At 43.0% G+C, this 5,417-nt stretch carries 5 protein-coding genes; 1 reads left to right on the forward strand and 4 read right to left on the reverse strand.

Annotation, left to right across the window (positions count from 1 at the left end):
* The 3 genes from KBY68_RS12240 to KBY68_RS12250 form a co-directional block, all read right to left on the reverse strand.
* Positions 1-1,202: ATP-binding cassette domain-containing protein (locus tag KBY68_RS12240; protein WP_255097473.1), on the reverse strand; the 1,202-nt coding region annotated here is incomplete at its 3' end.
* Positions 1,203-1,305: 103 nt separating this feature from the next.
* The gene (locus KBY68_RS12245) at positions 1,306-2,232 is read right to left on the reverse strand and encodes a hypothetical protein (RefSeq protein ID WP_255097475.1); all 927 of its coding nucleotides are present in this window, start codon (positions 2,230-2,232) and stop codon (positions 1,306-1,308) included.
* Positions 2,229-3,554: a glycosyltransferase family 4 protein gene (locus KBY68_RS12250; protein ID WP_255097476.1), complete on the reverse strand. Its 1,326-nt coding sequence runs from the start codon at positions 3,552-3,554 to the stop codon at positions 2,229-2,231. Before KBY68_RS12250 ends, KBY68_RS12245 begins: the two co-directional genes overlap by 4 nt.
* 66 nt (positions 3,555-3,620) lie before the next feature.
* On the opposite strand from KBY68_RS12250, the gene KBY68_RS12255 reads away from it, so the two are divergent.
* Positions 3,621-4,439: a class I SAM-dependent methyltransferase gene (locus tag KBY68_RS12255; protein ID WP_255097477.1), complete on the forward strand. Its 819-nt coding sequence runs from the start codon at positions 3,621-3,623 to the stop codon at positions 4,437-4,439.
* Positions 4,440-4,605: 166 nt separating this feature from the next.
* Here KBY68_RS12255 and KBY68_RS12260 read toward each other — a convergent pair.
* On the reverse strand, positions 4,606-5,417 hold an 812-nt coding region (locus tag KBY68_RS12260), incomplete at its 5' end, for a hypothetical protein (protein ID WP_255097478.1).

Raw genomic sequence — 5,417 nt, forward strand, 5'->3', positions numbered from 1 at the left:
ACCCTACCATCAACCAACAATGTTCCCTTGACAGGGGTAAGTAAACCCATGAGAATATCTGTAAGAGTAGTTTTACCACTGCCCGTTGGGCCAACCAAGCCAATCCTCTGCCCCTTGCCTATTTCAAGGCAAATACTATTTAAGGTTGGAGAATTAAAATTATTGTAGGCAAAAGAAATATTTCTAAGCTTAATAGACTGATGCCACTGAAATAAAGGTTGACTATTACTAGATACAGAAATAGGCAAAAGACTCATATCAATGGGCTGTGAAAGTAAATCCATAACTCTCTGCAAGGAAGCACCACTTGCACGAATGGAACTCCAGCAGGAATACATCTGCTGAAGATTTGGCAAAATAGATTGAGCCGCTAGAGCGAAAACGCCTAGCAGGGGGAGGCTGGTAAGAATGGTTCCCTGACGGCCTACCAACGCATAACCACCAATGCCGATTAGGGCGTAAGCAAGGGCTTCAACAACAAAACGGGGGAACGAATGTAGAAAACCTGTGTCAGCAGTAATTCGACGGGTAATGGTTGTAAGTGAACGATAGCGCTCCCTGTGCATGAGCTGACTGTTATCAATCAACATGTCTCGAATACCACCAAGACTTTCCTGCATCACTCGCAGCTCCTGTTCAGCCACCTTCATTAAGATCTGGCCATTGCGTTGCAAAGGCCTATGCAAGCGAGCAGCAATTAATAAATAGGAGCCACCGAGCAAGATAACCGCAGAAAATGTGGCTTTCCAACTAACCAAAAGAACCGAAAATAATGCTCCTCCAAAAATCACGGCAGAGGCAAACAACTGCAGGCAGGGAGCAAGCACTCCGGAGATAATTCCATTGACCTGTGCAATACCAGTCATCACCTCGCTAGTATTTCTGTTTAAATGCACTATGTAGGGCTGCAGAAGAGTGCGATAGAAAGCTTCATCACTAAGATCGTTGCCAATAGCTGCGGCCATACGGCCGCTAAGCCAAGCAGTGATTGTGCGACTTACCCCCAATGCTATTGCCACAGAAACAAAAAGTATTGTGATTAATAACAAGAGAGATTCAGGGGTGTCCAAAAAATGCAACTTAAATAAATGCGTAACAAAAATGCGGTAATCAGCCAACATTGAAGCGGGATTAATCAATATATTAAGAAAGGGCATCACTGAAAGTATGAATACCACTTGAAGCACACTGGTGAGTGTCATCAACATGGCCAATCCCAAGAGCTGGGTCCTTCTCTTAGCGGAGAGCCTAGACAATAAATTCAGAATGGCCGTATAAATTGAGAATGTAGATTTAGATTCTGCTTTAATCATAAGAACCCCCAAGCATTAGCCTTAGCCGACGGCTTGCACCAACTACTCGCCGCCACAAAAAAACCAAATGCATCAATGCCAACTGAAAGATCAGACTAAATCGTATCCACTCTAGTCCCCATAACGCATGCTGGCTAATGCGACAAGAAACAACAAAGCAGGGTTGCAAATATATCATTCCTCCACGTTCACGCATTGACTGGTGAAACTTGACATGTTCACAGATTGGGAATCCCAGATCATCATGACCGGCGTAAGTACATCCATCAAGAACGCTTGCCCGGTATAGGCCTGCTCCAGCAAAAGCTGAATCAACGGGAATTGGAGGTAGATGGGCCGGAAGATGAATCTGCCTTGAGGCTATTAGCACTCGCCGTGTGAATTCCTCCCCATGGCTACTCCTTTGCTCATGAAACAACTTGGACACATCAAATGGACACCAAAGGGAATGGCGTAATGCCCAAATGTCGTAATAGAAGGCTGCGTGATTGGCGGTAAGAGCACTCCAATCCGGCGGGGCCAGTTCTAGGGCTCTATTAATACAACGTACAGAAATGGCTGCAGTTTCGGGTGCAATATCTAGCATCAAAACCAGATCAAAGGCCTCACTTCCTGCCAAGGCATCAAACTGCTCCAGCAGTAAGTTACGACAGAAGGCAATTCGATCTGTCCGTTCGGGGAATTTCTGATCAAGGGAACCAGGATTAATTAGCAGCAGGTTGCTTGGCAAACGCTTTTGCAGATGAGATAGGTACCTAAAGGAACCATCCACTGAGTCGTTCTCAACCACCACCACTTTCAATGTAGTAAGCAATGGGAGAAGACTTTGCAAGAAAAGCGTGAACCGAGGCAACTGCGGCTCCGCATCTCGACAAAGCGCCCCTATGAATAACCGACAACCATCCAGCTGATGGCTCATGAAGCTAACTTCCTCAGCGACCTGGCAAAGTTGATGGTGCGACGTGCAGAAATCTGCCAGGAAAACTGCTGGGCACGAGCCAAACCAAGTAAGCGTAGATTCTGTTGGAGTTCTTGATCTGAAATTATCCTTTCAAGCTGAACTGATAGCAGGTCTGAATTAAAAGGATTAAAGAAAAGTGCTGCATCACCAAGTACTTCTACCATTGCAGGATGATTAGATGATAAAACTGGCGTACCTGAACTAATTGCTTCTAACACAGGCAAACCAAATCCCTCACATACACTTGGAAAAACAAAACAGGTGGCATTTCTATACAATGTAGCTAAAAACTGATTGCTTACAAATCCAGTGAATATTATCTTTCCTTCCAGTTGCAAGTTCTTAATTTTCTCCACTAAGGCTAAATCACCCCAGCCCGCAGGACCGCACAACACTAATTTAGGTACAGCCTCTCCTAAGCGTAAAAATAATTTTGAATAGGCAGTGAGTAAAGTCCCAAGATTCTTCCGTGGTTCAAGAGTTCCTACACTAAGAATATATGAATGCCTTAAAAGGCCAAGCTCCCTAAGAATGGAGGGATCACGAGAATTAGTTTCACAACTAAAACAGGCATCAGCGGCATGGGGTATTACTACGATTGGCTTGCTGCTTAAGGCTGGCAACCAGCGCAATAAATCATCACGAGTAGCCTCAGAGACGCAGATAATTCCATCCACATCAGGCAATTGCAACCTTAGCTCGGAGTAAAACTTAATAGACCAATCATGGCAATACCCTGGAAAGAGAACCGGAATCAAGTCATGAATACAAATTACACGTTTAAGCCGTCGAAACCTTGATAGCGCTGGAGTCAACGCATGTGGCGTAAAATAAATACAATCAGTACGAGCAGGAAGCAACAAACGATTCAGTTTCTGCCACAGAATAACAAATTGAATGCGGCGCTCAATCCCACATGTAATCCTCTTTCCAAAGAGAGCTCGAATTGTATTAACAAAAACTTGAGGAAGATAAGGGCCACAGAAATCTACAGACTGTGGTGACTGAATCTCCAAGAGCTCTGCGCTTAGGGCAAGTCGATTAGGTCGTTCACCACCGGGCAGAAATGGAATTAATTCTTCAGACGGAAATTCATGGCCTACTGCTGCCATCGATTGCAAAAGACACTTAGTGTAGCGATAAACTCCGGTTCGAGCACTGGGAAGGCCCAAAAGTCCATCGGCGATAACCGTAGCATCAAAGAGCAACAGATTTCGGCTCATCGCACAATTAGCATGCCAATAAATATTCCCAAATCTAGCACGAATATCAATTTTCAACCCAAGTCAGAGCAAACTCATAACGAGCCAGGATGCTAATATAATAGAAATACCAACCATTCCCAAATGGATTCCCAATTATATCGGGCTTTTGAAGATCAATTCAGAGGTTCAGAAAAATTGATATCCGCAAGACTACAACAGTATGAGAATTTTTTTATACCTATTGCTTCCACCAATCCCGGCGGAAGCATTTTTGACGCGGGCTGCGGTAGGGGCGAGTGGATCAAACTGATGCGACAATACGGCTTTGACTGCACAGGTGTAGACGAAAATCCTTATATGTCTAAAGATAGCAATCTACCCATTCACATTGGTAATGCACTTGAGGAAATCAAACATCTGCCAGAAGAAAGTCAATCGATTATTAGCGCCTTCCACTTATTAGAACATCTACAGTGCGGATTAATAATAAGTTTCATCGAAAATGCATTTAAGGCATTAAAGCCAGGAGGCATTCTAATTATAGAAATGCCAAATACCGAAAATATTGAGGTCGCCGGCTCAAGCTTCTGGCTAGACCCAAGCCATTTAAGACCTATTCCGGTAGCATTTCTTACATTTCTATTTCAAGAGCATGGATTCTACAGGTACAAAGTATTGCGCCTTCAAGAAGAGAAAGATTTGCACCAATTTGATAGAAAAATCACTTTGTCAGATGTTTTTTTTGGAGTATCTCCAGACGTAGCAGTGGTTGCCCAAAAAGGACCAGAAGATCAACCTTTGGTAAAAGAACTTGATGTGGCTTTTAATAAAGACTATGGATTAAGTCTCCGGGATCTAGTTAATCGATATGACAAGCAAAGAGAGGGAGGCTTTTTAAGGAGAAAAAGGCTACACACAGCTAAAGTAATTAAAGCCTTACTGAAAAAATACACTACATGAATTTGGTCAGATTCCGCAAATAATCAATACTTAGTGGATCATTTTTCTAATATCAAGAAAATTTGTGCAGTCGCTTTAGGGGAAATGACTGGGCCGGCATGCAATGCTTTCTCACATTTAATCATGTGTGAATTACACATGATTAAATTATTAACTCCAATAATCTCTAAAAACTAATTGTTATCCTGCTATCAATTGTGGTTCTACAGTTATCAGGGTTGCCACCTTGGCAATTAACAATACCTTGATGGGCACCTTGGAAATCCCGCAACATTACAGTTCCCACAACCGGTATTCTCTCGAAGGGTTTAAAACTTGCTCCAATACCGTTATATTGACCAGCCCATTCTGCAAAGATTGATATCCGCTGATTAAATGCCAAGGACAATGTACCAATGGGGCCATAATTACCATAGTTCACCCAATTTTTTCGGGTATCATCTATGGATTTATAGCGTCCATTACCTGCTCCTGCAGTTAGTGTAGCTATCGCTGGAGTTTTAGCTCCAAACCAATTACCTAGCGGCACTGATTGAGAAGCTATAAATAAATAACTTCTACCTAAATCGGCTTGAATATTATCCTTTGCACCTGGATATCTTCCGTTCGGACCGCCGCCGCACAAAAGCTGTTCCTGATTTTGGCCTACAATTGCAAAGCCTGTTGTTGGCGACAAGCTACTTTTAACTTGAAAGCCAATTGAAGCACCAGAATCACGGTAATTACCGTCACTTCTGTTGCCAACAAATGATTCTTGTTGCGAAAATGTTATGCCGGCTGATATTGGCCCCATAATTAATGGAGTAAATTCAGCTTGATATTGACCATCGGAATAAGAATTCCAAAAATCATTCCAATTTGGTGCATCTGGAGCACCAGAGTTAGTTGGATTACCTAATAACTGATAAGTGAGAACAAACCTCCTAGCCACATCCTGCCTAAAAGCTGTTGGCACCCAAAAACCAACTTCAGGATATA

Source organism: Synechococcus lacustris Maggiore-St4-Slac (assembly GCF_024345595.1).
Taxonomy (GTDB): Bacteria; Cyanobacteriota; Cyanobacteriia; order PCC-6307; family Cyanobiaceae; genus Synechococcus_D; species Synechococcus_D lacustris.